Origin of the sequence: Kitasatospora sp. NPDC056273, from assembly GCF_042268845.1 — a bacterium.
In the GTDB taxonomy this organism is placed as follows: Bacteria; Actinomycetota; Actinomycetes; order Streptomycetales; family Streptomycetaceae; genus Kitasatospora.
In genome coordinates, this window is sequence record NZ_JBHJSJ010000023.1 from 72912 (window position 1) to 98557 (window position 25646).

General features: G+C 72.0%; 28 protein-coding genes and 1 tRNA gene. 25 read left to right on the top strand and 4 right to left on the bottom strand.

Annotated features, from left to right (window positions below; genetic code table 11):
* Window positions 1-216 precede the first annotated feature (216 nt).
* From ACFCY1_RS21555 to ACFCY1_RS21570, 4 genes are all read left to right on the top strand, one after another.
* Window positions 217-1113, top strand: a complete 897-nt coding sequence (locus tag ACFCY1_RS21555; RefSeq protein ID WP_375875614.1) for a hypothetical protein — start codon at window positions 217-219, stop codon at window positions 1111-1113.
* Window positions 1114-1193: 80 nt separating this feature from the next.
* Entirely contained in the window at window positions 1194-2231 is a 1038-nt protein-coding gene (locus ACFCY1_RS21560; protein ID WP_375875615.1) for a hypothetical protein, read from the top strand.
* A 67-nt stretch (window positions 2232-2298) separates the two neighbouring features.
* A complete protein-coding gene (locus ACFCY1_RS21565; RefSeq protein ID WP_375875616.1) occupies window positions 2299-3450 on the top strand; it encodes an HK97 family phage prohead protease in 1152 nt (383 codons plus the stop codon).
* Window positions 3451-3484: 34 nt separating this feature from the next.
* Window positions 3485-3561, top strand: a tRNA-Met gene (locus tag ACFCY1_RS21570).
* Window positions 3562-3618: 57 nt separating this feature from the next.
* On the opposite strand, the gene ACFCY1_RS21575 is transcribed toward ACFCY1_RS21570, so the two are convergent.
* Window positions 3619-4317 (bottom strand): hypothetical protein, encoded by a 699-nt coding sequence (locus tag ACFCY1_RS21575; protein WP_375875617.1) that lies wholly within the window; start codon window positions 4315-4317, stop codon window positions 3619-3621.
* 309 nt (window positions 4318-4626) lie between these two features.
* Between ACFCY1_RS21575 and ACFCY1_RS21580 the strand changes: the two genes are divergently transcribed.
* Together ACFCY1_RS21580 and ACFCY1_RS21585 are read left to right on the top strand one after the other, a co-directional pair.
* The gene (locus tag ACFCY1_RS21580) at window positions 4627-5943 is read left to right on the top strand and encodes a phage major capsid protein (RefSeq protein WP_375875618.1); all 1317 of its coding nucleotides are present in this window, start codon (window positions 4627-4629) and stop codon (window positions 5941-5943) included.
* On the top strand, window positions 5943-6380 hold the full coding sequence (locus tag ACFCY1_RS21585) for a hypothetical protein (protein ID WP_375875619.1): 438 nt from the start codon (window positions 5943-5945) through the stop codon (window positions 6378-6380). The genes ACFCY1_RS21580 and ACFCY1_RS21585 overlap by 1 nt, the downstream gene beginning before the upstream one ends.
* 72 nt (window positions 6381-6452) lie before the next feature.
* On the opposite strand, the gene ACFCY1_RS21590 is transcribed toward ACFCY1_RS21585, so the two are convergent.
* Entirely contained in the window at window positions 6453-7184 is a 732-nt protein-coding gene (locus ACFCY1_RS21590) for a 5-formyltetrahydrofolate cyclo-ligase (RefSeq protein ID WP_375875620.1), read from the bottom strand.
* 13 nt (window positions 7185-7197) lie between these two features.
* Window positions 7198-8412, bottom strand: coding sequence for a helix-turn-helix domain-containing protein (locus tag ACFCY1_RS21595; protein WP_375875691.1), 1215 nt, complete (start codon window positions 8410-8412; stop codon window positions 7198-7200).
* Between the two features lie 135 nt (window positions 8413-8547).
* On the opposite strand from ACFCY1_RS21595, the gene ACFCY1_RS21600 reads away from it, so the two are divergent.
* The 4 genes from ACFCY1_RS21600 (at window position 8548) to ACFCY1_RS21615 (ending at window position 10782) form a co-directional block, all read left to right on the top strand.
* A complete protein-coding gene (locus tag ACFCY1_RS21600; RefSeq protein WP_375875621.1) occupies window positions 8548-8979 on the top strand; it encodes an ATP-binding protein in 432 nt (143 codons plus the stop codon).
* Window positions 8976-9461 carry a hypothetical protein gene (locus ACFCY1_RS21605; protein ID WP_375875622.1) on the top strand — a complete coding sequence of 162 codons (486 nt, stop codon included), beginning with the start codon at window positions 8976-8978 and terminating at the stop codon, window positions 9459-9461. Before ACFCY1_RS21600 ends, ACFCY1_RS21605 begins: the two co-directional genes overlap by 4 nt.
* Before the next feature lie 13 nt (window positions 9462-9474).
* Window positions 9475-9978 carry a hypothetical protein gene (locus ACFCY1_RS21610; protein WP_375875623.1) on the top strand — a complete coding sequence of 168 codons (504 nt, stop codon included), beginning with the start codon at window positions 9475-9477 and terminating at the stop codon, window positions 9976-9978.
* A gap of 267 nt (window positions 9979-10245) precedes the next feature.
* Window positions 10246-10782, top strand: a complete 537-nt coding sequence (locus tag ACFCY1_RS21615) for a response regulator transcription factor (RefSeq protein WP_375875624.1) — start codon at window positions 10246-10248, stop codon at window positions 10780-10782.
* Window positions 10783-10844: 62 nt separating this feature from the next.
* Here the strand turns inward: ACFCY1_RS21615 and ACFCY1_RS21620 are convergent, their stop codons facing one another.
* A complete protein-coding gene (locus tag ACFCY1_RS21620; protein ID WP_375875625.1) occupies window positions 10845-12155 on the bottom strand; it encodes a M14 family zinc carboxypeptidase in 1311 nt (436 codons plus the stop codon).
* 187 nt (window positions 12156-12342) lie between these two features.
* Between ACFCY1_RS21620 and ACFCY1_RS21625 the strand changes: the two genes are divergently transcribed.
* The 15 genes from ACFCY1_RS21625 (at window position 12343) to ACFCY1_RS21695 (ending at window position 25641) form a co-directional block, all read left to right on the top strand.
* Window positions 12343-12465, top strand: coding sequence for a hypothetical protein (locus ACFCY1_RS21625; protein ID WP_375875626.1), 123 nt, complete (start codon window positions 12343-12345; stop codon window positions 12463-12465).
* Window positions 12466-12549: 84 nt separating this feature from the next.
* On the top strand, window positions 12550-13713 hold the full coding sequence (locus ACFCY1_RS21630; RefSeq protein ID WP_375875627.1) for a ThiF family adenylyltransferase: 1164 nt from the start codon (window positions 12550-12552) through the stop codon (window positions 13711-13713).
* Between the two features lie 32 nt (window positions 13714-13745).
* The gene (locus tag ACFCY1_RS21635) at window positions 13746-14711 is read left to right on the top strand and encodes a phosphotransferase family protein (protein WP_375875628.1); all 966 of its coding nucleotides are present in this window, start codon (window positions 13746-13748) and stop codon (window positions 14709-14711) included.
* A complete protein-coding gene (locus ACFCY1_RS21640) occupies window positions 14708-15178 on the top strand; it encodes a hypothetical protein (RefSeq protein WP_375875629.1) in 471 nt (156 codons plus the stop codon). The genes ACFCY1_RS21635 and ACFCY1_RS21640 overlap by 4 nt, the downstream gene beginning before the upstream one ends.
* A 164-nt stretch (window positions 15179-15342) precedes the next feature.
* Complete coding sequence (locus ACFCY1_RS21645; protein ID WP_375875630.1) at window positions 15343-17190, top strand: glycoside hydrolase family 15 protein; 1848 nt, start codon at window positions 15343-15345, stop codon at window positions 17188-17190.
* A 239-nt stretch (window positions 17191-17429) separates the two neighbouring features.
* Window positions 17430-18689: a hypothetical protein gene (locus ACFCY1_RS21650; protein ID WP_375875631.1), complete on the top strand. Its 1260-nt coding sequence runs from the start codon at window positions 17430-17432 to the stop codon at window positions 18687-18689.
* 283 nt (window positions 18690-18972) lie between these two features.
* Entirely contained in the window at window positions 18973-19803 is an 831-nt protein-coding gene (locus ACFCY1_RS21655) for a hypothetical protein (RefSeq protein WP_375875632.1), read from the top strand.
* A gap of 154 nt (window positions 19804-19957) precedes the next feature.
* Window positions 19958-20557, top strand: a complete 600-nt coding sequence (locus tag ACFCY1_RS21660; protein ID WP_375875633.1) for a hypothetical protein — start codon at window positions 19958-19960, stop codon at window positions 20555-20557.
* A complete protein-coding gene (locus ACFCY1_RS21665; RefSeq protein ID WP_375875634.1) occupies window positions 20557-20898 on the top strand; it encodes a hypothetical protein in 342 nt (113 codons plus the stop codon). The genes ACFCY1_RS21660 and ACFCY1_RS21665 overlap by 1 nt, the downstream gene beginning before the upstream one ends.
* Entirely contained in the window at window positions 20898-21368 is a 471-nt protein-coding gene (locus tag ACFCY1_RS21670) for a hypothetical protein (RefSeq protein ID WP_375875635.1), read from the top strand. Before ACFCY1_RS21665 ends, ACFCY1_RS21670 begins: the two co-directional genes overlap by 1 nt.
* A 114-nt stretch (window positions 21369-21482) precedes the next feature.
* Window positions 21483-21731 (top strand): hypothetical protein, encoded by a 249-nt coding sequence (locus ACFCY1_RS21675; protein WP_375875636.1) that lies wholly within the window; start codon window positions 21483-21485, stop codon window positions 21729-21731.
* A complete protein-coding gene (locus tag ACFCY1_RS21680) occupies window positions 21724-22152 on the top strand; it encodes a hypothetical protein (RefSeq protein WP_375875637.1) in 429 nt (142 codons plus the stop codon). Before ACFCY1_RS21675 ends, ACFCY1_RS21680 begins: the two co-directional genes overlap by 8 nt.
* A gap of 112 nt (window positions 22153-22264) precedes the next feature.
* Entirely contained in the window at window positions 22265-22834 is a 570-nt protein-coding gene (locus tag ACFCY1_RS21685; protein WP_375875638.1) for a hypothetical protein, read from the top strand.
* 290 nt (window positions 22835-23124) lie between these two features.
* On the top strand, window positions 23125-24768 hold the full coding sequence (locus ACFCY1_RS21690; protein WP_375875639.1) for a protein kinase: 1644 nt from the start codon (window positions 23125-23127) through the stop codon (window positions 24766-24768).
* 279 nt (window positions 24769-25047) lie between these two features.
* On the top strand, window positions 25048-25641 hold the full coding sequence (locus ACFCY1_RS21695; protein ID WP_375875640.1) for a hypothetical protein: 594 nt from the start codon (window positions 25048-25050) through the stop codon (window positions 25639-25641).
* Window positions 25642-25646 lie beyond the last annotated feature (5 nt).

Genomic DNA, 25646 nt, shown 5'->3' on the forward strand with positions numbered 1-25646 from the left:
GCGGCCCCACGGTGAGCACACCGCGACGGTAGGCAGTTCTCCTGCGATCGTGCCGGTTCGACTTGCGCACAATCACCAGGAGTTCGAGTGGCCCTCCCCGAAGCTCGTGAAGTGCTCCTACGCCTCCGCTGGAAGACCGAGCCGTTCCGTGAGAGCTTGCACCCGCGGGACGGTCGCGGCCGGTTCGCGCATGGCCCTGGCACGGGGCTCAACCCGTTGCTGGAGCGCATCCGAGCAGCCGCGAGCCGGCCGTCCAGGGCGCCGCGCTCCGAACCCCGCTTCGACGAGGAGCAGCACGGCCTGGTGTTCCGCGACGGGCAGAGCGAGCGCGTCGCCAAGGCGTACAAGGCCAACGTGGTGGCAGGGATCACCCGCGACCTGCGCGACATCCCGGACGAGGCGCTGCTGCTGGAGCCCGAGAGGGCCTGGCTCGACAAAGTCCGCTCCGATGGGGTGCACGCGTACGAGGACCCCGAGACCGGGATCGTCAACTCCGTCGTGAAAGGTGGTTCCCCGTCGGCCCCCTCCTGGAGGCGCGTCGACGCGGACCGGGCCCGCGAGCTCCTGCGGAGCGGCGCCGTCAACCAGGTGGTCGCCACCTGGGCGATGACGTCCAACGACGAAGACCCGCAGGCCCTCGCCCTTCAGGAGACCGCGCAAGACGCCTTCGGGCTGCGTCCGGCCGCCGACTGGCCCAGCACGGACCAGATCGCGCAGGTGACTGCCGACTATCGGGCCGCCTACGGAACTGGCCACGCGGCGATGCTGGCGGCGATGTGGGAGCGCACCCAGAACCACCTGACCGAAGCCGACCTGGGCTCCCTGACGGTGTGGCGTGGCGTGGCCACCCCCAACGGTCGACCACCAGCAGGTTGGACGGCCGACGGCAGCACCCTCACCGACCCGCTGCTGCGCCCCCTCTCGGCCTTCTCCCTTGACCCGGATGTAGCCCACGGCTTCGCTACCGACGAGGGACCCGGCTTCGTGATGAGCGCGATCGTGCCCGCAGAGCGGGTGATCGCGACGCCGGCTACGGGGCTCGGCTGCCTGGACGAGTCGGAGGTCGTCATCCTGGCCGGCCCCGGTACCTGGCACTGGCAGACCGCCGAGTAGCCTCCGACCGCTCGGCGCGACACCACCCCCGGCCCGGTGCCACGCTGCCGCCGTCCTGATCCCCAGCAGAAGGCGGTGCGGTGCACGACTTCCCCGCCGTCACCCTGCGGTTGCGCCGCAAGAACCGGCTCTGGGACGAGGCCCGGCACGCGCGTGACCTCCAAGGCCGTTTCGCCCACCACCCGGGCGTCGGCCGCGTCGGCCTGCCGGGCACCCTCGCCGACGACCACGCGGTGAGCCAGGGAGACCTGCTCGGGAAGCGGGGGAGGTCCCCCGCGAAGGTCAAGGCCGCCATGTGCGACTCGCTCGCCAAGAAGATGAGCGGCGTCTCCGACGAGCTGCTGCTGTCCGACCGCCAGCGTGAGCGCCTCGCCCGGGTCCGTGCCGGAGACCTCGCCGCGTACCGGCCGGAGTCCGGGGCCAACGGCTACGCCGACCACATCGACCAGGCCGACCTCGACAGCGGCGCGCGCCGCGAGCCCTGGGGGTACGTGAGGATGGGCGCCGAGGAGTACCGGGACTTCGCCCGCGCCGAGGCCGTCGCTCACCACGTCGCCGGGTGGGCTGCGACCTCCAACGACCACGACGCGAACGCCCTCGCCCTCCAGGAGACCGCCCGCCAGGCCTTCAACCTCACCGACACCATGGCCTGGGACCACGGGGACGCCGACCTCGACGCCGAGATCGCCGCGGCTCTGGCCGAAGACGGCCCCGTGCTGCACGCCTTCCTCACCGCCATGTGGGAGAGCACCCAGGCGCACTTCGCCGACCTCGGCGTCACCCACGTCACCGTCCACCGCGGCTTCACCGGCGGCTACGACGACACCCACGTCAGCGGGATCGACGGCCAGGGCACGGTCACGGACCTGCCCCTGCGCCCGCTGTCCTCCTTCACCACCGAAGAACACATCGCCGCCGACTTCGCCACGCACGGGGGCGAGGTCCACACCGGCTACACGATCAGCGGCGACGTGCCCGTCACCCGCATCCTGGCTGTCCCCGGGACCGGCATCGGCTGCCTGGACGAGTCCGAGATCGTCATCCTCGCCGGCCCCGGAGACTGGCACGTCCAGCAGGTCTACGCCGAGACCGACGACGACAACTGGTACGACGGGTAGAACGAGACCCAAGCCCGCCGTCCGCCTACCGTGACCGCCACCAACCCAGCGAACCGGGAGCGACACGGTGGCACCGACCCCCAGCAGCACGCTGGACCACAAGCAGGCGATGCTCGGCGTGCTGGAGACCGACGACGACCAGGGCACCTTCACCACGCTCGTGTCGATCACCGGGCTGCGCGACCACGACGGCGACGTGATCGAGCCCGGCGCCTACGCCCGCACCCTCGCGGAGATCACGCCGAAGGGCGTGTGGTCGCACGACTGGAACGTGTGGACCGCCCGCACCGAACACACCGAGGAACTGCTGCCCGGCGACGCCCGACTGCCCGCCACCCTGCCGAACGGCCAGCCCTGGCCCGCCGAGGCCGGCGCGCTCCTCGTCAAGGGCCGCTGCAACCTGGCCACCCAGGCCGGGAAGGACATGTACGCCAACCTGCTGTTCTTCGGCGACCAGGTGCAGTGGTCGATCGGCTACCAGGTCCGAACAGCCAAACGCTCCAAAGGGGTTCGCCGCATCACCGACCTGGACCTGTACGAGTACAGCCCGGTGCTGTTCGGCGCGAACCCCTACACCTCGACCCTCGACCTCAAGCAGCACCCCGGCAAGGCCCGTGGCGTCCTGGCCGACACCCAGGTGGAACTGGCGCCGCTGGCCGGCACCCTGGAGGAGCGGATCGACGCCATCGCCTCCGCCGTGGAACAGCGCCTGCGCCCCACCGAGGGCGACCGCCTCGAGCACGGCACGGTCCAGGTCATCGGCACCTACCCGGACCGGGTCATCGCCACCATCTGGAGGTACACCGAGGACGGCTTCAACTCGACCAGCTGGGAGGTCCCGTACACGCTCTCCGGCGACGGCGTCCCGTCCGCCGGCCAGCCCAGCCCCGTACGCCTGGTCCTCGACGTCGAGGGCACCGGCCCCGACGCGGCGCTGGCCGCCCTCGCACCCGACGTCGAACGGGTCGCCTCCCAGATGAAGACCCTCGCGGCGCTCCAGCACAAGGCGGGCCAGGTCCTCTCCGGCGAGAACGCCGACCGCCTGGCCTCCGCCGTACAGCACCTGGTCGCCGTGCTCACCGCCGCCGGTATCGACTGGCAGCCGCCCGAGCCCCCGACGGGCGAGAGCAAGAACCTGGCCACGGCGGTCCTCAAACCGAACGAGATCAGCGCGGCCCTCGCGCTGTTCGCCGACGCCCGGGCCGAACCGAGTTTGTGATCACCGACTGGTGCCGTACAGTCGGGACCACCGACGCGGGGTGGAGCAGCTCGGTAGCTCGCTGGGCTCATAACCCAGAGGTCGCAGGTTCAAATCCTGTCCCCGCTACCACGAACGCTGAAGGGGCGGACACAAGCATGTGTCCGCCCCTTCAGCGTTCCTCGACTTCTACAGACGCCGATTTCGGTTCGCCAGCACGCCGGTTGACCTGTTGATCGGGGGATTCCAGCCGGTTCCGGACGCGGCGCCGGAGATTGCCGACGGCGAGACGCCGAGCCGCTCGGCCAGGTCGGTCGGCGAGTAGTTGCCCCGGCCGAGCTCGTCGTTCCGGTAGGCGTCGCGGGTGATCTTTCCCAGGTCGACCGTGGCCCACGTCGCCAGTACCCGATAGCCCTCCCGCACCCAGAACTGGGCTTCGAGCGCCCAGATCCCCGACGGCAGGCTGGTGTCGTGCACAGCCGACCACGCGGCCGGGGCGATCAGATGACCGGCGACGTACACCTCCGCGTCCTGCACGCCACGGTGTGGTCGGACGGTCGGGGGCAGGGCCGTGTGCGCCAGCGCGGTCATCCAGCCCTCCGGGGCCTTGACCAGGCAGCCCCAGGGCCCGCGGGTCCGGGTCAACGGCCACAGGCGCGATGCCGCGTACCGGTGCAGCCACTCCTCCGCCTGCTCGGAGCTGTCCGACGGCCCGTACAACTCGACCGAGGAGGAGGAGATGATCCGCAGGGCCCACCCGGCGGAGGTCCGAACGACGTGGAACGCCGTCCCGTCGACGGTCAGGGGCGGCTTCGCATCGCGGTCGTCGGCCGGTGGGCACGAGGCGGCATCCAGGAGCGGCAGTTGGGGCCTGGGGAAGGGGTACATGCGTGTCTCCAGCGCGCTGGCCGGCGGTAGCCGGGTGTCCGGCACCCTGCCGGACACCACCACACTCACCCACGTCCCACAGGCATGGGCACAGCCAAATCAGCTGCTAGAAGGGTGACTTGAAAGGAGAGAGCCCGACGGTCGGCGACGCCGGACACGCGCCTCGGCGCTCGACGCGACACTAGCGATCAGGTCTTCCTACGGTGTGCCGATCACCGTGGCGATCCGGTGCTGACCGGTCGCACGGCTCGACCCCCTCCGTCCCGCGCTGGCGGGGTGGCCCGGCACCATCCCGAGGAGCGCCACACCGTGCCCACCACCACCGACAAGACCCGACTCAAGGAGCTGAACGGCGCGCTGCGCGCCAAGGCCGCCGAACTCGACACCATCAGCGCGTCCTTCACCGTGGAGGACGGCGGAGTCACCGTCTCGGCCGAGAAGGCCGCCGCCTTCCGCAAGGCCCTTGCCGAGGCCCAGGAGATCAAGCAGCTGATCACCGACCTGGAGGGCGCGGCGAACGTCCACGCCTTCCTCAACGAGCCCACCTCGCAGCCCTTCGCCCCACAGGACGCCGCTCTCGCGGCCCACCTCGCCAGCCAGGTGAAGTCGCTCGGCCAGCAGTTCCTCGACAGCGACGAGTTCAAGGGCCTCAAGGCCGCCGGCTTCCGCGGCTCGTTCGACCAGATGGTGACCATCGACGGCGCCGCCCTGGACCAGCTCGGCCGCAAGGACGTCTTCAGCCGCAGCGCCGGCACCGCCGGTGTCCTCGGCTTCGGCACCCCCGAGCACCTGGACATCGTTCCGCGCGCGGTGCGCCCCGGCCGCATCCGGGACCTGTTCCCCTCCCAGACCACCACCGCCAACATCCTGTACGGGGTGCGCGTCACCGGCTTCACCAACGCGGCCGCGATCGTGCCCGAGCGGGCCATGGAGGTGCCGCCCGGCGGCACGGCCGCCGTCGAGGTGTACGCGCGAGCCCCGCAGTCGCAGCTGACGTTCAAGACCGTCACCTACCCGGTCGCCGAGATCGCGACCACGCTCCCCATCCACAAGAACACCCTGGCCGACGAGCCGCGGCTGCGCGACATCATCGACAGCGAACTCGTCGACGGCGTCAAGATGACCGAGGACAACGAGATCCTCTACGGCGCCGGCGGCGACGAGAAGATCACCGGCATCGTCAACACCCAGGGCGTGCAGACCTACGCCCAGGCCGACACCGACAAGCAGAGCGCGGCGATCCGCCGAGCGGCCACCCGCGCCGTGCTCGCCTTCTACCCGCCGAGCGGCATCGTGCTCCACCCGTTCGACTTCGAGGACCTGGAACTGGAGACCGACGGCCAGGGCGCGTACCGGGTCGCCGTGAACGTTGCGATCGGCGCGCAGAAGGTCGTCTGGCGGCTCGCCGTGGTGGACTCCATGGCCATCAACCAGGGCAAGTTCCTCGTCGGCTCCTTCGGTCTGGGCGCGCGCCTGTACGACCGGGAGCAGGTCTCCGTCCAGGTCAGCACGGAGAACCGCGACAACTTCGAGAGGGGCGTCGTCACGATGCGTGGCTCCGAACGCATCGGCCTCGAAGTCCCGCGCCCCGAGAGCTTCGTCTACGGGACCTTCAAGGCGCACTGATGGCCGCCCGCAAGCCCACCACGAAGCCCACCGCCGCCCCTGCGGCGAAGACCGCCGGCGCGGACGGCCCGGACCTGGAGACCCCGCCAGCCGAGCTTTCGGCCGCCGCGCCGCTCGACCCGCCGCCCGGCCCCACAGCCGCGCCGGAGCCGAACCAGGCGGAGCCGACGACCCCGGGGATCGCCGTCCACCAGCCCCTGGCCTCCGGCCACGTCGACCTGGTGAACGAGGACGGCACCTTGCTGCCCCACGACCTGGAGCAGCTGTTCGACCTCAGCTACCCCGAGCAGACCGTCGTCTTCCCCCGGCTGCGGATCTACCAGCGCCGGACCTACCCAGGCACCCACCGGACGGTCACGCAACTGCTCTACGTGCCGACGCAGTCGGTCCCCCGTGACGAGTTCGAGCGCCTGCGGCTGGCGCTCGGCGGGGAGTAGACCCCACGAGCTCACGGAGCCCGTCGCCTTCGGGAGACGGGCTCCGGCGCGTAACCGGCCTGCGTCAGCACGCTAGGTCGTCCGGCCGTGACGGAGCCGCCGGTCCATGAGAGCCGGAATCGAGTGGATCTTCGCCTCGGTGAGGTGGTCCCACAGAATGCCGGCCGGACGAGGGCGAGGCGGGCACCTGATGACCTCGGTAGGAGTGATCACCAGGTCCATGTAGACGTCGTGGTCCGTTGTCGGGACGCTGTCCACCAGCTGCAACTGGTGGACCGTCGTCGCGATGACGGTGCCGGGTCCCACCAGTCCGGCTTCGGCGAGCAGCGCGTACTCCAGGTCCGAGTAGCCGGCCCCCTTGCCGATCCGGGCTCCGGAGCGATCGGCGGCGACGCTCCCGAGAACGATCAGGTCGACGGGCCGCATGTCGCCCAGGTCGGTCGTCGGCGCGACGGCCGCCGCAGTGCGACGGTTCGCCGCAGCCTCAACGGGGATCTTGAGCTCAGCCGGATCGAGGACGAAGAAGGGATGCGGCAAGGCGAGCCGGGGGACTGCCATGTAGACCAGTCGCCCCTCCCGCAGGGCTATTGCCCGAACCGGTTCCTGCGCCGTGTCGGGTACGGCTTTCACCACCGAAGCGGTCCTCCACTCCGGAAGCTGGGCGAGCAGCTCTGCGGCCTCGTGAGAGCCGTGGAAGTCGGGGATGCTGTCGCGGGCTGGTTCACGAACCGCCTCTGCGGCATCCAGCGCGTTCCACACGCGCTGTCGCAACGTGGCCTTGTCCACCTCGACGTTGTTGGGCATGGAGGCTCCCCTTCTACGGCGCAGCCATCAGGTCGAACAGCCTGTCCTGAACATCCTGCACCTCCTGAGCGGTTCGCCACGGCCGGAGTTCCCTGACCGCGGTGACGACCACGCCGATTCCGCCACCGCTCATGACGGTCTGAAGGTCGTCGATGGCCCGGCCGATCGCGAAGACAGCACCGTCGAGTTGGCCTTGCCCGATGGCGGCGCGGGCAAGGTTGCCCAGCACGATCGGCCGGGACTTCGGGCCGATCGAAACGGAACTGGCCGCGGCTTCCAGCCGTCTCTGCGCGGCGCGGTGCTGCCCGAGTTCGAGGTGGCACGACCCGGCGAGTCGCTCGACTTGGTCGACGGCGCCGAGGTCGCTGGCGATGTCGGTGGCATCGACCGTTTCGAGGGTGCTGATCGCCTCGCCGAGCGCACGGTCGCACTCGCGTCCTTGGCGAAGCATCGCGTGGGCCTCGCCAGCATGCAGCAGCGCGAGACCCGCGAGTGCTGGGCTGATCGGTGCTGCCACCGTGGCGGCGGACCGGGCCAGGACCAGGCCGGCTTCGGCATCCCGCGTTCCGTACAGCTCGACGTACGCCGACCGCAGGAGGGCATGGCCCTGCACGGCTGGGTCCCGCAGACGCTCACCGATGCGGGCGGCCTGATCGTAGTACGCGCGGGCTGCGGCGGAAGCCCGGCGCTGGCTCGCGTCCCAGACGATCTTTCCCATCAGGATGGCGGTCTCGGCCTGCAAGGCGAGCATGTCCCGCGTGAGGCGACCGGAGTGGGACTGCTTGGCGAGCTGTTTGAGATGCGCGAGTTGTTCGCTTCCTTCGGCGAGCAGTTCGGAGCTGGGGACCAGTTCGTAGCGCGCCGACAACGCGAGGTGCGCCTCGCGCAGTTCGAGGACCGTGGTCAGATCGGCGATGGTCGGCGCGCTCGGCGCCTGACTGGGCTCCACGGTGGCTGGCGGACCGTCGAAGAGGGCACTCACATCAGCGACTTTGATCTTGAGCACCCGGGCGAGTGGCGGATACCTCCACGGCCGGGGCTTGTCGTGTCCGCGCTCCCACCTGCGCACGGTGGAGAGGCTCACGTTCAACAGTTCGGCCAGCTGCTCCTGCGTAAGGCCGGCGGCTCTCCGCCATCGGACAAGCTGTCGCTGCTCCATAAGTCCCCCGGAGATCCACGCCGAACAACAGTGCAGGCCACGGGCCACTTTGAACCCTAAGGGAACCATATTCGCACCAAAACCGGCCTGGTGATCGGAAGTTGATGGTGATTCCGTAGGCAATGCATCGGGCGCGTCGTGCCTTCGGCGCGAGGTCCGTTGACCCACGACCCGAAGCCTCTTCGCCCACTGGGAGCGATGCACATGGTGGCCGTCGAATACCCGACCGTACGCCGCTGGAAAGGGCGATACAGGGCGGATACGGACCTGGTCCCCACGGTGCGTCACAGCGTGCGGTCAGAGCTGGGGAAGTGGGGGTGGGACGTGAGGGGCGAACGCGCCGACGTCCTGCTGCTCGTCCTCACCGAGCTGCTGACCAACGCGATCCGGCACGGCAGCGGCCCGGGCGACTTCGTCGTGGTGCGCCTTGACGAGCGCGGCGGTACCTGCCGAGCCGAGGTCGAGGATTCCCGGCCCGACCGGCTGCTCCCCGGGGCCTTCACCGCCTGCGGGGAACACGGCCGCGGACTGATCCTCGTCGACCGCCTGGCGCTCGCCGTGGGAGTGGTGACGACGGCCACGACGAAGAAGGTATGGGCGAGCGTTCTCGCCGACGACACGGGAGCCACGCGGTGAAACTCAGCAAACTTGCCCAGGTCTTCGGCTGGCCCGCGTCCGGCCGCCGGCGCAGGACCGCGCCGAACCGGTCGCGGCCCGCCGCGCCGCAGCACCACCAGGTGGCCGACCAGGACGTCTTCGTCCGGGCGCGCCCCTGGACGTCGCCGGTGCCGTTCTGGTGCACGGTCACCGCCTACTACCGGTACGGGCAGCCGATCATGCTCTGGAGCGGCGGTGCGGGCAGTGTGCGCCTGGCCGTCAGGGTGCTGCGCGAGCGGGTCGAGGCGCTCGCCGACGAACTCGGCCTTCCCGAGGGCGACGAGCAACTGCTGTGGCTGGACGCCCCGTCCGCCGAGGGGCGGGCGGCCGACGACCTCGCCAAGGGCCGGTCCCACGCCATCGCGATCACCCACGGCACCGTCGTCTACATCGTCAACGCCACCCCGGCCGCTCGCACCGAGACCGGGACGGCGATCCACGACCTGCTCTGCCCGGCCTGACGGGAACGACCCCATGACGTACACGCGAAGCGGCCGACTCCGATCGGCCGCCCCGAACTTCAACCTCGGCGCCGCCTGGCTCGCCTCCGCCAACCGGGACCCGCAAGCGGCCATGGACCAGTGGAAGGCGGGCCGGCTCGCCGCCATCGAGACCGGCGAGGTCTTCAACGTCGTTCGGGTCGGCGACGTGCAGACGGGCCGGGCCGCGCTGGCGGACCTGTGGCACGCCGACGTGCCGGTCGGCCCGGTCCTGCACAACCGCGCCGAGGGGTGCATCGAGTTCCTGGTCACGATCCGGGCGGACACGGCGTGGGACATGCCGCAGACCCGGCTGATCGGCCGCCCCGCAGACGGACACGGCCCCCTGTCGGTCGCGATGCCCGCCCCCGGCATGCAGCGGCTCGGCGGACGGAGCTGGCTCGTCCTGCCGGACGGCGAACGAAGACCGACCGACCCGGCCGACCTGGCCGTGGCCCTGCGGCGCGCAGGCGCCCGCCTGCGCCACGACCACCCCTGAACCCCCGCTACGACCGGCCGACCGGGCCGTAGCGGGCCCCTGGCCCGGCCGTTTCACTCCCGCCGGACGGCCCGGCCAGGAACGGGATCGGCGACGGCCGATCCCACGCTGACCGTCCCCAGGCGCGGGCGCGCGCAGGGTGGTGCCGCTGCGCCCCCTGGGGACGGTCGGCCCCAGCCCGTCAACGATCGAGCGTGAGGGCCTGCCCGGAGGGCGGGCCGGAAAGGCACGACCCTGATGCGCCGCACGTCGGCCGAAGTTGTCCAGATGCCTCCTCGGGCGCCCGCCCCCGACCACCGGGTGCCGGTGGTCGGGGAGCCACGGGTGCGCCGCTGCGGGCACTACACCGACCTCACGCCGCAGGAGCGCGAGGTGATGGCGCTGGTCGCCGCCGACCTGAGCGGCGTGCAGATCGCGGCCCGTACCGACGTCTCCGAGCACGCCGTCCGCAGGCGCCTCGCCGCGCTCCGTCAGAAGCTCGGTGCGGCGACCACGCCGCAGATGATCGACATCGGCTGCCGGACGGGACTGCTGGTCCCGCGCCGGGCCACGCTGAAGAGGGAGATCACCGACACCGTGCTGACCTCGTTCCAGGCCCTGGCGCACGGCAACAGCCGCACCCAGATCGCCAGGAGCAGGAACTTCTCGAAGCACGCGGTCGCCAGGCACCTGGCCATCGTCCGCTCCCGGATGCGCGTCTCGTGGAACCCGGCAGCGGTCTACCGGCTCCACGGAGTGACGCCCCCGGTCCTGAACACCACCGCCGTGCCGTGCCCGCTCTGCGCGGCCCGGGGTACGTCGTGAACCGCACCCGGCCACGCCGGACGACCGTGTGGAGCGAAGCACCCTGGGCCGCGCGCCGGGGGCTACCAGGTGAGGGCGGCGGCCGCCAGCGCCGCGCAGGCCTGCACCGCCACCAGACGGCGCAGCTCCACCGGCCGGATGCGCAGCCGCCGCCGGCAGCGCTCGGCGCGCTCGGCCAGCACCGCCTCCAGCCGCGCGCGGACGTGCGGTGCCGCCCGGCCGGGCTGCGCCTCGGTGGCGGAGCGCAGGGCCATCGCGGTCGAGCGCAGCGTCAGGACGACCCGGGCGTAGTGGGCCTCGGCCAGCTCCACCCCCGTGACCGGGGCGGTGTCCTCGGCCCGCCGCAGCCAGGCGCGGGTGACGGAGTCGGCCACCGCCAGGGTGTCGGCGGCGGCACGCGCGAACGCGTCGTCGTGAGGGCCGGCCTGCTCCAGCAACCGCTGTACCTCCTCGCTCTCCCCGGTCAGGGCCCGGGCCAGGGCGGTCAGGGCCGTCGGCGGGCCGTCGTGGAAGCGCGTGGCCGCGTGCCAGCGGGGGACCTCCGGCAGCAGGGTGAGCGACCCGTGCCGGGCGGCGTAGTGGGTCAGGTGCGCGCCGTACGCCGGGGCCTGCCGGTCGTGGTCGCGGATCAGCAACTCCTCGATCGGCGGCATGCCGTAGACGCCGTCGCCGAGGACCGGCCACCCGACGACGTCCGACGGAGGCGCCTCGCCGACCGGCAGGCCGCTGCGCGCGGCGACCGCGGCCAGGCGGGCCGCCAGGCCTGGCACGTCCCGGCTCAGAATGAAGAAGGGCTCGCCGAACTCGGCGTTGTGCAGGCTCACGACGGCGGCCGGCTCCAGCTCGTCCACCAGGTCGGCCAGCGCCTGCTGCTCCGGCAGGCCGAACCGGTGGACCCCGCCCCGCCAGGGGATCGGGAAAGTCCATTCCGGCTGCTCCGCCAAGGCCGGGCGGAAGAAATGGCGGTGCTCGGTGTGCAGGTCGAGCGGGGCGCTCGTCCATTCCTCGTTCAGGGCGGCGCCGTCCGGGTCCACGCACGGCAGGAAATGCCACGACATGCCGTCACGCAATTCCGGGCGGGCCGCTGTCAGCTCGGCCAGGAACGCGATCGTGGCATAGCCGACCGGCTCGTTCGGGTGCGGGCCGCCGACCACCAGCACCGGCCGCCGCCCCGTGCCGACCGACAGCACGTCCAGCGCCCGCCCCCGCCGCGAACTGCCGATCCGCCGCATCCGGCACAACCCCGGCGCGCGCCGGGCCACCTCGCGCAACCGCCCGGTCAGCGCCTCCACCGAGGGCACCAGTTCCCCCGTCGGCACCAGCTCCGCGTACCCGGCCAGTGCGCCATCCAGGCCGGAAAGGAAATCAGCCACCTCTAAACCCTTTCTCGAAACCGACCTGGAATCATTCCGGGCCGGATTTGAATGCTGCCCAGAAAAGGGCATGGAAAGTCTTTCGGAAAATTCCCGGAAAACCCTTCCGGGGCGAGTTGGTGAATGCTTTCATGGGTCCCGGCTGATTCGCCACCATCCCTTTCGAGAAAATTCAGGAGGACGCCTCATGGACACCACCCTCACCACCGCCGTGGCCGTCGACCCGCAGGACACCGAGCAGACCGAGGACAGCGGTCTGCGCCCGGCCGCCGCCCACGAACTGCTCGGCTGCACCGTCTCCGGCCAGTAGCCCACCGGCACCACCAGCGGCGGGCCCGGCGACACGCCGGCCCAGCCCCCGCCCCGTCCTCGCCCTTGACCCGAGGAGCCCACCGTGAGCCACCCCCGCCTGCGCGCCGAGCACCAGCCCACGACCCGACCGGACGGCCGGATCCAGATCGGCTCCCTGCCCGGCCTCGCGAGCACCCTGCCCGACCCCGGCGGCTGGCGCCTGCACCTCCTGCAGCTCCTGGACGGCACCCTGACCGCCGACCAGGCCGTCCGGGCGGTCACCAGCCGCCACCCCGACGTCCCGGCCGCCCAGGTCGAGCGGCTGCTCCTCGACCTCGCCGAGGCCGGACACGTCCGCGACGCCACCGCGGCCCGCCCCGCCGTGCGACTGGACTCCGGCACCGCCCGACTCCACCAACGCGGCATCGAGTACTGGGAGATGGTCGACCAGGACCCCCGCCGTACCGGCGCGGACATCCAGCAGATCCTGGCGCGCACCGTCGTGACCGTCGTCGGCATCGGCGGCGTCGGCCTCACCGCCGCGGCCGCCCTGGCCGGCGCCGGAATCGGCTGCCTGATCCTCGCCGACCACGACCGCGTCGAGGACTCCAACCTCAACCGGCAGCTGCTCTACACCCGCTCCGACATCGGCCGGTACAAGGTCGACGCCGCCCGCGAACGCCTGCTGGAACGCCACCCCGACCTCGACGTCGTCCTGCACCCCGACCAGGTCACCTTCCAAGCGCAGTTCGCGCGCCTGATGCGCCGCTGCGACCTGCTCGTCCTCGCCGCCGACGACCCCGACCACCTGCGCCTGACCGCCAACCGCGCCGCCCTGACCACCTCCTGCGCGTGGATCGACCCCGGCTACCACGGCCCGCTGATCGGCACCGCCCTCTACACACCGGGCACCGGCGACGGCCCCTGCTGGGAGTGCCTGCGCCACTTCGACGCCACCGCCTACGGGCTGCCCGGCACCCACGGCGAGGTCCTGGCCGCCGCCCTGCCCCGGCCGCTCGGAAACCCCGTCATCTCCACCAGCGCACTGCTGGCCGGCACCTACGCCGCCCACGCCGCCCTCACCCACCTCACCGGCACCCGCAGCACCAACCCGACGGGCACCATCCAGCGGCACAGCCTCATCGCCCCCGCCGACCAGACCCCCCGCGCCGTCACCTACCCCCGCAACCCCGACTGCCCCTCCTGCTCCCACTACCACCCCAAGACCACGCAGGCCATCTCGCAGAAGACCCCCGCCGCCCGCTGAACAGCGGTGGACGACCGACCACGGGACGAACGTTGACACCAGAACAGAGCCTGGCGGCAGTCCGCGCGGCCGCCCGGCGCCACCACCTGGACTCCGCCGGAGCGACGCTGCTCCAGCCGGGCAAGAACCACACCTGGCGCCTGCCCGGCAGCAACGTCATCGCCAAGGTCCGCGGCGCCGGCGCCACCTTCGCGCAGGCGTACCGGGAGACACAGGCCGCGCGGTACGTACTGGACCGCGGCATACCGGCCCCCCGGCCCGTCGGCGAGGAACGCTACCCCTACCGCCACGACACCGGGCACGAGACCGTCTACGTGCTGGTCACCGAAGACCTCGGCCCGAGCACCCTCCCGGCCACGCCGCGCCAGGTCGCGCTCCTGCTGCGCCGACTCCACGCACTGCCGGTGCCCACCGGGCCGCGCCTGCGCCTGCCGGCCATCGACCCCTTCACCCGCCTGTTCCCGGGCATCGATGAACTCTTCCCGGCCGGATCGGCCCGAGACCGCAGGCGCCTCCACCAACTCCTCCACACAGCCCGCGAGGCCTGGCAGACCACCGCATGGCCGGGCCCGATGTCCCCGCTGCACGGCGACGCCGGCCCGGGCAACTGCGTCGTCACCGCCGACGGCGTCGCCCACCTGATCGACTTCGAGCGCATGGCCATCGGCCCGGTCCTGTGGGACCTCGCCGCGTACGGCTGGCGCCGGGACGTCTACGGAGCCGACCCTGCCGAGTACCAGGCCTTCACCGCCGCCTACGGCCTCGACGTGACCAGCCACGCCGACGGTCGCACCTACCACCACGCGCTCACCCCCGCGTTCGCGGTGAGCGCCTGGCTGGCCGCCGCCGGCTACGCACGCGACGAACCCCACTGGCAGCACGAAGCCGACCTGCGGCTCGCCACCCTCCTCACCGACCCGCTGCCGGGCTTCCCCTGGCACTGGAACCTCGGCAACACCGCCGTCATGAAGGCCGCAGGGGCAGGGGCCGCACGATGACCGCCCACACCCCGCCCACACCGGGCGACCAGGCCGCCGTTGTCGTCGCCCGCACCGGCATCCCGGTGCTCCTGCTCATCGCACACCCCGGCACGCCCACGATCTCCGCCACGGTCGGCACCGGCGACCCCCGCCGCTACACCTCCACCACCGCCCTGTACGAGGACGGCTGGCGCGCCGAGGTCCACGCACCCGGCGGCCCGTCACCGGAGGACCTGGTGCGCCGCGCACTGCCCGGCGCCGCGAAGACGCAGCCCGTCCTCCTGGCCACGCCCGGCGAGATGATCTGGGGCACCGGGACCAGCCACGACGGCCTCACCGCCCGCGCCGGGAACTGGAACGGCTGGACGCTGTTCCACCTGACCCGCGACCAGAACGACCGGGGACGCCTCCCGGCGCTGCGGCTGGTCGGCGCGGAATCCCTGCCCACCGGCCGCCCTGGACTCGAAGCCGTCCCCGGTCCGTGACCGACGCCGGCAGGCCCGCAAGAGGCCTGCTGCGGACCGCCCGGGCCACGCCCCGGCGAGCACACCGCGCTCACGCGCACCGCACCACACGCACCACCCATGGCGGCCGTCCGGGTCAGGGCCGCAACCCCGCCAACCGACCATCCCACCTCAGGAGTTCCGGCATGCCCGACCTGATCGAGGAACACGCCTTCCTCAGCAACACACGCACCGCAGCCCTCACCCGACCCGACGGCACGATGACCTGGCTGTGCCTGCCGGGCTTCGACTCCGCAGCGGTCTTCGCCAGCCTCCTCGGCACCCCCTCGGCCGGATTCTGGCGCCTCGGCCCGGCCAGGTACACCAACACGCCGCCCGAGAGCCGACGGCGCTACGTCGGCGACACCCTCGCCGTCGAACAGACCTGGGACACCGGCAGCGGCGTGCTGGAGGTGGTCGACCTCCTGCCCGCCCCGGACGCCACCGGGTACGCGCCGCCGACGGTCGTGCGCATCGCCACCTGCCGCAGCGGCACGGTACGCCTGGCCTCGAACTTCCGCCCCCGCCCCGGCTACGGCTCCCTCACCCCCGCCCTGCACGAAGCCGACTACGGCACGCCCCGCCTGCGCGTGACCGCCGGGAGCGACACGTACTGGCTGGACGGGCCCCGCCACACCGTCAACCTGGGCGGGTCCGCCTCCTGCGACACGCCGCTGAAGGCCGGGCAGAGCCTGGTCTTCGCGCTGACGTGGACGTCCACCGGCAGCCAGGCGCCCGCCCCGCCGGCGGACACCACCGTGCTGGAGGAGACCAAGCGGTACTGGACGCGGTGGGCGGCCGCCTGCACCTACGACGGCCCCAACCGGGACGCCGTCCTGCGGTCGGCGCTCACCCTCAAGGGCCTGTGCGACCTCGGCGGCGCCGCGGTCGCAGCCCCGACCACCTCGCTGCCCGCGCCCATCGGCGGTGTACGCAACTGGGACTACCGCTACACCTGGCCGCGCGACACCGCGTGGATGATGCAGTCCCTCCTCGCGTTGGGATACACCGACGAGCCCATCGCCTACCGCACCTGGCTGACCACCCACATCGACCCGGACGCCCTCCAGCCCCTGTACGGGATCGACGGCGGCCCGGTGCCGGCCGAGGAGCCCCAGCCCCACCTGCCGGGCTACCGCGACTCCGAGCCGGTCCGGGTCGGCAACGCCGCCGCCGAACAGCACCAGCTGGACGTGTACGGCGAACTCGCCGACCTGCTCGCGCAGATGGACGACGCAGGCATCCCGCCGTGCCCGGACGCCGACCACCTGCTGCTCGCCCTCGCGCTCAAGGCCGAGCAGCTGTGGGAGCAGCCCGACGACGGGATGTGGGAGAGCAGGGGCACCCCGCGCCGGTACGTCTCCTCCCTGGTGTGGGCCTGGGTGGCCCTCGACCGAGCGGTGCGGGTGCTGGAACGCCACAGCGGCGCCGACCGCCAGACGCTGCTGCGGCTGGCGGCGAGTGCCGAGGCCATCCACACCGAGGTCTGTGCCCGCGGCTACGACCAGGGGCGCAACACCTTCACCCAGTACCTCGACGGCCACGACCTGGACGCCTCCCTCCTGCACATCGCCCGCACCGGATTCCTCCCGCCCGACGACAAGCGGGTGATCGGCACCGTCGAGGCGATCGAACGCGAACTCGGCGCCAGCGGCGGCATGCTCCTGCGCTACCCGACCCGTACCGATGCGGCCGACAACGTCGACGGGCTGTCCGGCCACGAAGGCGCGTTCGTCGGCGCCGCGTTCTGGATGGTCGAAGCCCTCGCCCTGATCGGCCGGCACGCCGACGCCGAGGACCTCTTCGGCCGCCTGCTGGCGGTGCGCAGCGACCTCGGTCTCCTCGCCGAGCAGTACGACCCCGCCGAGCAAGTCCATCTCGGCAACTACCCGCAGGGCCTGTCGCACGACGGCCTGATCCGGGCCGCCCTGGCCATCCACGCGGCGAGCACGACCCCTGCCGGTGAACTGGTGCTCGCGGCGGCACAGGGGTAGCGGCGCAGCGCCGCCCACCGGTCCACCACCTCCACCTGCCAACGCCCGCGTCCAGACCGGGCCTCGTCCTGCTGCGCCGCACCACCGGCGAGCAGCGCGCCGTCGCCGCACCCCGAGCGGTAGGCCGCCACGACACCTCTGCGGCGGCCTGCCGCCGGCAGTCGGGCGCGCCGGTGGAGGTCCCGCCCTCAACCCGGCCGGACCACGGCCGACCCCATCCCTACGAGGAGCGCCTCCCCGTGATGATCACCGACACCATCGACCGACTGCCCCCGGAAGGACGCCGACTACTCGCCGACATCGCCCACCTTCCGGCGCCGGACCTGGACGTGCACACCGTGGCCGCCTCCACCGCCACTCCCACCCGCGAGACCAGGAAACGGCTGGAAGAGCTCACGGCCCAGCACCTGCTGGAGCACACCGCAGATGTCGCCGCCCGCGGACCGGTGTACGTGATCCGCCCCGAGGTGGCCGACCGGGCCCCGGCTCTCAACGACAACCCCGGTGCCCGTACGGCCGTCCTCCAGCGCTACCTGGACTTCCTGACCACCACCGCCTACGAAGCCGCCCGGGTCCTCACCCCCCACCACCGCGTCCTGGAGCACACCAGTCGGCACGAACCCGCCGAGCCCGTCCGGTTCGCCGTCAACCACGTGGCGCTCGCCTGGCTGGAAGCGACGGCTCCCGCGCTGCTCCCGGCGATCACCGCCGCCACCAAGCACGGTGAATACAGGGCCGCGACCTGCGTGACCCACGCGGCATGGCCGCTGTTCCTCTACACCCGGCACGAGCGGTGGATTCCCATCCACCGCCAGGGCCTGGCCGCCGCCGAGCGCTGGGGCGACACCGTGGCCATCCGCGAGCTGCTGTCCGCGCTCGCCGGTGGCCTGCGCGACAACCGCGAGTACGACGAGGCGATCTCCTGCCTCCAGCGCGCACGGACCCTCGCGGAAGGCGACCTCGAGGCAATCGCCAAGTGCAGCAGCAGCATCGGAGCGTGCCTGCACGCCGATGCCCGCTACGTCGAAGCCATGCCCCAGCTGACCGCCGCCGCCACCCGCTACGGACAGCTCGGCCACGTGCGCGGCCAGGCCCTCGCCCTGATCCTCATCGGGTCGGCGCACGCCCGGCTGGGCGAACCCGTTGCCGCAGTGCCGGTCCTCCAGGAGGCCTGCACGCTACTCTCGGGGCTGACCGAGCCGGACCCGCTCAACATCTCACGCGCGCTGGCCTACCTCGGCGAAGCCCACTCGCTGGCGGGCGCCCACGACCTGGCCGCCAGCGCCCTCGTGAAGGCCCTGGAGCAGTTCCGCTCCCTGCGCGCGCCCCACTGGACCGCGCACACCATGGAGTTCCTGGGCCAAGCCGCCCTGCGCGCCGACCAACGCCACGCCGCCATGGACTGGTACTCCACCAGCCTCGCCCAGTACACCGACCTCGCCAGCAGCCACGACACCGACCGTCTGAAGCGCCGGCTCGACTCGGTGACCCGCCGGTGAGCGGCCAGCCGACAGCGGGTGCGGTACCGCGTCCCACCGAGGAAGCGTGAAGACCACCCTGCGCTTCCGACCGGGCCTGCTGCGCGGCCCGCAGCCGTGCCGGGCCCGCCGCCCGCGCGGCATCCGACTTCCCGCCAGCACCGGCAGGCCGCCGCAGCGACCCGCCGACCGGCCCCACGTACGGCACGACCTCTGCTGTCCCCGCCCAGGGACCACGGCCAACGCCGCTCCTGCGGGGGCGCCCAGGCCGCGCGACAACCGTCCGACCACGGAAAGATCCACGATGTTCACGATCCACAACGACGCCAACGCCACTGCCGACGACCAGCGCCGGTACGAACGGCTGATGGAAGCCGCCGTCCCGCTGGCGGCCGACCTCTCCCAGTTGCCGCTGCCCGAGCACATCACCGTGCGGATAGCGACCCCAGAGCAGTTCGTCGCCTGGCAGGTCGAGCACAACCAGCTGATGGTCGACAAGGGCATTGAATCCCTGGGGCTGGGCGGCGTGCAGCGCCGGCTGCTCAGGACGGCGGCGACGCTGGCGGTCAAGACCAAGGGCAAGGCCATGTACGCGAAGTTCGCCCCCACGGTCCAGGGCGCGATCATCTATCGTGCCGAGAATCCGGCCTTGGTGGTCATGCCCACCGCCCACGCCGAGTCCCGGGGCAGCGACCGCTTCCTGACCTCCGTCTTCGCTCACGAGATCACCCACCTCGCCCAGTTCGAGCTCAACCCGACCCTCCCCTACGCCGTGGTGCGCCTCGGCACCCAGGATCAGCTGGCCCGCTGGCCCCACGACGAATGCCGCTTCCCGTCCGCTGTCCTTGAGGGCCACGCCTCCTGGGTCCAGGCGAGGGCGTCCGAGCGGCTGTGCGGCATCGCCACACGCACACGCCTGGACGACGAGCCCGAGCCGACCGAGCTGTTCACCCGGCTCACCGCCGAGTCCCCCAGGGCGGATGCCTACGACCTGGGCGAGCAGTTCGTCGCCGCGGTCTACACCTACGGCGGGTACCCCGCGGTCGAGCGCCTCCTGAAGGATGAAGAGTGGATGCCGACCAACCGGGAGATCCAGGACCCGGCGATCTGGCTGGACCGTCACCAGGAGGTCTGAGCGCTCATCCGCCGAGGTGGTAAACGAAGGCCGGCAGCCGCCTGCGAGGTAGCTGCCGTGACCCCGGCTGCGCGCCACGCAGTACGGGACGACACAAGGAAGTGACGCCGCCTACCGTCCCTCCTCGCCACCCAGCAGCGCGAGGAGGACGACGGTGGAGTTGATCGTGACAGCCGAGGACGTCGCCCGCCGCCTCGGCTACCCCACCCCCCTCGGCGACCCAGTGCGGCAGCGCATCGAGGTAGCCGTCGAGGACGCCCAGGACACTCTGGTCGCGCACCTCGGCCGGCCACTGCTGCCCGCGCAGTACACCGAGAGCGGCGTCCACGCCGGGGCGGACGGCTGGGTGCTCCGCCACGGCCCCGTCATCGCGGTGATCTCCGCCGCCCTGGACACGGGCACGACGTCGGGTCCCTTCGGCACGCCGACGTACACCGTCACCTACACCGCCGGCATCGACGCCCGCACCGACCCGCAGACCGCCCCGCTGCGCCTGTGGGTCCGTGCGACGGCGTGCCACCACCCGCTGCTGGCGGACGCGCCCGCGCGCCAGCGCCGCGTCGCCTCCGCCTCCGTGGAGGGCCAGTCGGTCACGTACGACACCGCGGCCGAGCCGCCGGTGGTGCTCGCGCCGCCGGACCTCACCACGACCGACCGGTGGCGGCTGCGCGGCCGCCGGGTCTACCAGGCCCCGACCAGGCCGAACCCGCCCGGGCTCACGATCCCCGGACACTTCGGCTCAGGGGGGCTCTGATGGCGGTCCTGCTGGCCGACCGGCAGCTCGGCGTCCGCACACGCGGCGTGCCCGTCCTGGACGCGCACGGCGCCGAGGTGACCGGGCCGCTCGGCCCGCTGCGGGGACCGTGGCCAGGCCGTGCCGTGCCGCAGGCCGACGGCACGTGGCACCTGGCCCTGGACGGGCAGGCCGGCCTCCTGCTGGCCGGCGACGTCGTGGTGGAGCCGTCCACCGGGACGCAGTGGACGGTGCTGGCGGCCGACGAGTTGGCGAACACCGACGACCCGGCGCTGGCCTACGTGCGGATCAAGGGGCGCGCCCGCGTCTCGGACGGCACCCGGCCGGAAGGACACCCGTGATGGCCCACCTCGAGCTGCCCTCCGACCTTGCTCGCCGCCTGGCCCCGCTGATGATGCAGCACACCCAGCGCCTGGCCGAGGAAGTCGAGGAAGAGGCCCGGCGCCGAGCCCCGGCCGCCAAGACCTGGCACACCCAGGAAGACGGCCAGGCACGGCCCAGCCACCAGGCCGCCGACGGGCAGACCGTACCGGCACCGCTGCCGTTCTCCGTCGGGAACGCCACGCTCTCCGGGCCCCGCGACCCCGAAGGCCCCGTCGAGGAGACCGCAGGGTGCCGGTGCACGGTCACCGAGGACCCGGAAGCCGTCGCCGCGACGATCTCGGCGACCAAGGCCGCCATCGACGGCGAGCGTGTCCGCGCGACGGTCACGTGCGACTTCCCGCAGGCCGCCGAAGCCGAGTTCGCGCACGGCGACGGCACGCACTTCATGAGCGGCGCCGCCTCCCAGGTCGCCGCCCGGCACCGCTGACCCGCCCGCCGGCGCCCGACCGGGGCGAGGCCCGGCCCGGGCGGGGCGGACGGTAGAGGCCGGGCCCTGCTTTCCTTCGCCCGGTCACCCCGAACACCGCCCGAAGGAGCCGAGATGGCCCAGCCCGACCACGTCCGGATCGTCCTCGCCCACCACCTCACGCGGGACGGCGAGCAGCTGATGCCCGGCGACGAGATCGAGGTGCCGCACCACGAGGCCCGGCAGCTGATCAGCGCCGGGTACGTTGCCAACGTGGACCCCACCGACACCGACGCGGTCGCCAAGGCCCTCGCCCCGGTCGAGCGCAAGCCGGCCACGGACAAGCCGACGGCGAACAAGGCGGCAGGGCAGGCGAGTGGGTGACCTCGCTGCCCTCGATCCTGAGGAACTGGCCGTCGCCTGGCTGTCGGGGCACGCCGAGCTGACGACGGTGCTCGGCGGCCCCGGCCGGGTCGGGGCCCGCAACACCCCGCCCTACCCCCGCATCCGCATCACCCAGGTGCCCGGAGGCTCCGCCCCGGGCTGGCGCTGGACCGCCACCTTCCACCTCCAGGTCGAAGCACTCGGCGACCTGGACCGCTCGACGACCCGCCCCCTGCTGCGCCGGGCGTTCGCCACCGCGATCAAGGCCCTGCACGAGCTGGCGGACCAGACGGCCGTGCCGGGCCGGCCGGTGGTGACCGCCGTGCGGGCGCTGTCGACGGGCGGGTGGCTGCCGGAGCCGACCGGCCAGGCCCGGTACGTCGGCGTGGTCGCCGTCACCGCGCACCCGCCGACCGCCTGAGGCGGCATTGCGCGAGTTGTGCGACAGCCCCACGCGCGGTGACGGCGCGACGCTACCGCTCGGCGGGGCCTACGGTCCGGCTCGTCCCTGGCGCCCACGTTGAGGAGGATCGGTGCCCGCGGAGAGCCTGTTCGTAGCCCAGATGGCCCGTCTGTACCTGGCGGCGCCGGGTACGGTCGCACCCACGGACCCGGTGGCGGCGATGCCCGCCGGATGGAAGGAAGCCGGGCTGTTCAAGCCGGGCAGCCTGGAGTGGAACACCGACCCGAAGTTCGAGGACCTCAAGAGCCACCAGCTGAGGTACGCGGCCCGCACCATCCAGACCGAGGACGCCGCGACCGTCAAGGTCGAGCTTCAGGAGTGGAACGCCGGCAACATCATCGCGACGTACGGCGGCGGCGAGGTCACGAGCGTCACCCAGAACGGCAAGACCTTCTACCGGTACAGCCCGCCGAAGGTGGGCGGGCGCAAGCCGTTCGCGGCGGTGGTCGAGCTGATCGACGGGGCCCGGCACTACCGCCGGATCGTGCCGCTGTGCGACCAGGTCGCGTCGGTGGCCCAGAAGTACCCGAACGACGCCGAGTCCACCCTGCCCCTCGAGCTGAAGGTGCTCGGCGGGGAGGGAGCGGACCCGTGGTACGACCTGACCGACGACCCGGGCTTCGCCCCGGCCGCAGCGTGAACCTCCCTGGTCAGTAGGTCTTTTGGGGCTGTGCCCATTCGCAGCCCGTGCGCCTACTGTGGATCACGTCGGGCAGCCCGCTCCCCCTTGGGGTCGCTCGACCCCGCGATGCCCCGGCCCACCCCCCCGGCCGGGGCATCGCGCGTTCGCGCCGGAGTCGGCGGGGCCACTGGAGGCGAGTCGGCGGGCCCCCGGATGCAGCTGAGAGATCAAGGTGCCGTGATTCATCAAGCCGCTGTCCGGAAAGGCGACTTGGTGGAATCATGACTCTTCCGACAGTGACATGCACCATGCCGACGGGACTGCCGATGAAACCGCTGTCCGCCACTGATCCGCAGAAGGTCGGTCCTTACCGTCTGGTGGCCCGCCTGGGCAGCGGCGGGATGGGCCAGGTGTTCCTGGGTCGCTCGCCTGGCGGTCTGTCCGTCGCGGTGAAACTGGTCCGTCCGGAGCTGGCTGAGGACGCACAGTTCCGCCGGCGGTTTGCCCATGAGATCGAGGCCGCCCGCCGCGTCGGCGGCTTCTACACCGCCCAAGTGGTGGATGCCGATCCCGAGGCCGATCCGCCATGGCTGGTCACCGCATACATCCCCGGCCCCTCGCTCCGGGAAGCACTAGCACGGCACGGCCCGATGCCCGCCGAAACGGTCACCCTGCTTGGCGCGGGCCTCGCCGAGGGGCTGGCCGCGATCCACGCCTGTTCGGTGGTGCACCGAGACCTCAAGCCGGCCAATGTCATCCTCGCCTCAGATGGCCCGCGCGTGATCGACTTCGGTATCGCCCGCGCCCTGGACGCCACCTCTGGCCTCACCCACACCGCCGTGATCGGCACCCCGTCCTTCATGTCCCCCGAGCAGCTCCGCGGGCGACCTGCCACCCCGGCGAGCGACGTCTTCAGCCTGGCCGCTGTACTCATGTACTCAGCCACCGGCCGCAGCCCATTCGGGGACGGTCCCACCGAAGCCGTTGTCTACCGCGTCGTCCACGACGAGCCCGACCTCACCGGCCTCCCACCACTGCTCGTGCCACTAGTCGCGTCATGCCTCGACAAGGACCCGCTGCGGCGTCCCAGCGTCACGCAGGTGTTGGAACACTGTGCCGGGCAGGCGCACAACACTACCGAGTGGCTGCCGTCAGACGTCACCGCGATGATCGCCGAACAGGCCGGTAAGACAGCCGAGTTGACCACAATTGTTGGCCCTCCCCACCCGCCGACTGTGGGAGACCACCAAGCGCCGACCGAAGACCGCACCACCCCCATGCCCGATATCTCGCCTCTGGCGGCCCGGTTGGGGGACACCCGGGCCGGATATTCCACCATCACCCTGCCCTGGATACCCGGAGTGAGTGGTGGGGCGAAGCGCACGACCGTTGTCCGCTGGCTTCGACAGGTCGGGGACAAGGTCAAAAATGGCGAGCCGCTGCTCGAGGTCACATCGAGCCGTGGAGACGTCCTGATCACAGCCCCAAGGAGCGGAATCCTCTACACCGTCCACCGACAGGCCGGAGCCTCTGCCCGCACTGGCACCGTGATCGCCGGAATCGGCACACCAACAGCCGCCATCCCGGCATCCCGCCGAAAACGGTACACCCAGGCCGCAGTTGCGCCGCTTCTTGCAATGGCCGTGATCTTGGGCGCGGTCTGCGTGTACAGCCCCCTGTTCGAGGAGGACCTGGGCAACGCTCGGCCCGGGGACTGCGTAGCCATGGACGGGACCGGGGACAGCAACCGGTGGTACACGATGCCGTGCGGGCTCATGAAGGTCCGTAGCGCCCTCGAAAGTAAGAACGAGAAGAAGGGCTACTACAAGGTACTCGCCCGGCTTGCGCCGCCCGAGGTTCTCAGGTGCTCATGGCCCGCCGACAACGGGTCTGGAGCTAAATACATGCAGGCGGACCTCCAGTCCATGACCCTCTGTGTGATCGAGATCTGACAACCGGGTGCCCCGCTCCTGCGACGCAACATCGCAGGAGCCCCCCGAGCGTGTGCGCCATGTGTATTGAGCACATGCCCCCACCCCTGGCCTTCTCCCGGATCGAGCGGACCTGAAGCGCCTCGGCTGTGTCCAGGTAGGTCTTGCGCGCCGTCCATGTGGTCGGCTTCCGGGGCCGCGGTCATGCTCCTGGCTGCGCTTTGCGGCCCAGCGCGACGTTAACTGCCTTCGCCTCCTACGGTCTGCGGCGTTCCGTTGCCGACAGACCGAGGAGCCGACATGGTCGGGATCGACCTCGACGCCGCCCGTGAGCGCCGTCTGGCCGCCGCTGCCGAGAAGGCGCGTGCCGCCAAGGCCGAGTACACCGTCGGCGAGGAGCCGCTGATCTTCGGCGGCGCCACCGTGGCGATGCTGCCGGCCGAGCTGCCACTGGAGGTGTGGCAGCCGCTGATCGGCATCCCGTACCTGCCGCTGCTGCTGCGCTCGCTGGTGGAGGCCGCTCAGGCCCAGGGGGAGCAACAGACGCAGGCGGCCGGCCTGATCGTGGACGTGCTCGGCTCGGAGCCGAGCCTGCCGTCCGATCTGTTGGCCGCCGCTGCCGAGATGGGCCGCCGCCTGCTGGGCGATGACGGCTACGAGCAGCTGATGGCCCAGCGCCCCAGCCACGCCGACCTCCTGGAGCTGGTGCGCTACGCCTGGACCAAGTACTTCTCGGGTGGTGGGGGCCTGGGGGAACTCATCGGGCCGTCCGCGACTGCTTCGAGCGGTGGGACGACCTCGAAGCCGACTTCCAGCGGTACTACCAGCTCGACGCCCGCGGTGTCTGGCGGCGGCCCGGTGACCCCGGATTCCTCGGCACTCGACGTCTCCTGACCTTG